The sequence below is a fragment of the Mesorhizobium sp. M2A.F.Ca.ET.067.02.1.1 genome (assembly GCF_004023285.1).
In the GTDB taxonomy this organism is placed as follows: domain Bacteria; phylum Pseudomonadota; class Alphaproteobacteria; order Rhizobiales; family Rhizobiaceae; genus Mesorhizobium.
On the sequence record NZ_RZSB01000803.1, the window covers coordinates 1 to 2,627 of the forward strand.

The window sequence follows — 2,627 nt, forward strand, 5'->3', positions numbered from 1 at the left end:
CTGCCGCATCTATGCGCCGGTCGGCGCGCATTCGGACCTGCTTGCCTATCTGGTGCGGCGTTTGCTGGAAAACGGCGCCAATTCCTCCTTCGTCCACCAGTTGACCGACGAGGAAGTCGAGCCGGAGGAGATTGCGCGCGACCCGCTCACGGTTGTCGAGATGCACGGCCCCGCCGCCAATCCGGCGATCGCGCGTCCCTCAGCGATCTTCGGCGCCGGGCGCCGCAACTCCAAAGGCTTCGACATCACCGATCCGGTGACGCTTGCGGCTATCGACAAGGCGAGGGCGGAATTTGCCGGAGCGGACCGCTGGCATGCCAAGCCGGTCACGCGCGCCGCCGGCTACGGCAAGCAGCGCCAGATCGTCAATCCGGCCAGGCCCGACGAGATCGTCGGCACCGTGCATGAAGCTGCGGCCAAGCAGGTGGCGACCGCCGTGCGCATTGCCGTCGACGCGCAGCCCGGCTGGGCGAAGCGCCCCGTTGCCGAGCGCGCCGCGATCCTCAACCGCGCTGCCGACCTCTACGAGGCCAATGCGGCCGAGTTCTTCGCTCTCGCCACCCGCGAGGCCGGCAAGTCGCTGGCCGATGGCGTGGCGGAAGTGCGCGAGGCGGTCGACTTCCTGCGCTATTACGCGGCCGAGGCGGCGAATGCCGAGGCAGGCACCGAAGCGCGCGGCGCGATCGTCTGCATCTCGCCGTGGAATTTCCCGCTGGCGATCTTCACCGGCCAGATCGCGGCGGCTTTGGTCACCGGCAATTCGGTCATCGCCAAGTCGGCGGAGCAGACGCCGCTCATCGCCTTCCGCGCCGTCGAGATGCTGCGCGAGGCCGGCGTGCCGGAGGATGTCATCCAGCTTCTGCCGGGCGACGGCCCCACGGTCGGCGCGCCGCTGACCGCCGATCCGCGCATCGCCGGCGTCTGCTTCACCGGCTCGACCGAGGTCGCCAAGCTGATCGAGAAGCAACTGGCCGAGACCGCGGCGCCCGATGCCATGCTGATCGCCGAGACCGGCGGCTTGAATGCGATGATCGTCGATTCCACCGCGCTGCCGGAGCAGGCGGTGCGCGACATCCTCGCGTCGGCCTTCCAGAGCGCCGGCCAGCGCTGCTCGGCGCTGCGCGTGCTCTACGTCCAGAAGGACGTCGAGAAAAAGATGCTGGAGATGCTGAAGGGCGCGATGGAAGCGCTCAACGTCGGCAATCCCTGGGCCATCTCGACCGATGTCGGCCCGGTCATCGACGACGAGGCGCAGGCTTCGATCAGCGACTATTGCAAGAAGAAGGGGCTGGAAGGCCGGCTGATCGCCAGGATCGAAGCTCCGGCCACCGGCCGCTTCGTCGCCCCGCATGTCTTCCGCGTCAAGGGCATCGAGGAGATGGAGCGCGAGGTGTTCGGCCCGGTGCTGCACGTCGCGACTTTCGACGCCGACGAGATCGACCAGGTCATCGCCGCCATCAACCGCAAGGGCTATGGCCTCACCTTCGGCCTGCATACGCGCATCGAGGGCCGGGTCCAGCATTTCGTCGACGGCATCCATGCCGGCAACATCTATGTCAACCGCAACCAGATCGGCGCCGTGGTCGGCTCGCAGCCCTTCGGCGGCGAGGGGCTTTCGGGCACCGGCCCGAAGGCCGGCGGACCGCATTACCTGCGCCGCTTCCGCAAGGGGCCTGAGGCCGGAACCGAGGTTGCCGATGGTCACAAGGTGACCGCGACCGAGCTTGCCGACAATCTGCCCGATCCGACGCTGGGCGGCTGGTCGACGCGGCCGGACCGCGTCGCGATCCTGAGGAAGCATCTGCGCGGCAAGGGCGTGGCGGCGATCGCCGCGGCCGCCAGCCTCGATTTCGGCCAGGTCGACCTGCCTGGACCGACCGGCGAAGCCAACACGCTGTCGCTGGCGCCGCGCGGCCGGGTGCTTTGCCTCGGCCCGGACACCGAGACGCTGCTTGCCCAGACGATCCAGGCGCTCGCCGCCGGCAACGCGGTGCTTGCCGTGGCGCCGGGCGCGCCGGCAGCACTCTCGGCACTGACCGGCAAGGGCCTGCCGCTGGCAGCCATCGACGGCCGGCCGGACCCGGTCGAGGCGCGCTCACTGCGCGTCGATGTCGTCGCCTTCTCCGGCACGCCGGAAGCGGCGCGCATCGTGCGCAAGGTGATCGCCCACCGCGCCGGGCCGATCGTGCCGCTGGTCAGCGAGGTGCTCAACCCGGCCGCCTACGCGCATGAGCGCGCGGTCTGCGTCGACACGACAGCGGCAGGTGGGAACGCCAGCCTGCTTGCCGCCGCCTAGGGCGTATCGATATTCAGGTGAGGCCGGCCTGCAAACGATGGCGTCCTGTGCTTCCGCTGCTCACGTACTTTAAGTACGCTCCGCTCCGGTTCTCGGAAGCCACCTTGTTTGGTCGCCTCGCGCCCGTCTTCGACTCCGACTCGGCCTGACCTGAATCTCAACACGCCCTTACCGGTCAGCAGAGATAGACTAAGCGCCTTCGACGACCGAAAAGCCCTCGAATTGCGGGTGGCCGAGGTAATGAACCTTCGAGCCGCCGGCGTTGCGGTGGGCGGCGCGGAAGTTTTCCGACTTCGTCCAGGCGACGAAATCCTCCTGGCTTGCCCAGACC

Annotated in this window: 1 protein-coding gene and 1 pseudogene; one reads left to right on the plus strand and one right to left on the minus strand. The window is 68.6% G+C overall.

Annotation, left to right across the window (positions count from 1 at the left end; genetic code table 11):
• Nucleotides 1-2,296: bifunctional proline dehydrogenase/L-glutamate gamma-semialdehyde dehydrogenase PutA (gene putA, locus EOA28_RS32010; RefSeq protein ID WP_128315670.1), on the plus strand; the 2,296-nt coding region annotated here is incomplete at its 5' end.
• Nucleotides 2,297-2,485: 189 nt separating this feature from the next.
• Here putA and EOA28_RS40575 read toward each other — a convergent pair.
• Nucleotides 2,486-2,627, minus strand: a pseudogene (locus EOA28_RS40575) (antibiotic biosynthesis monooxygenase); the annotation flags it as partial.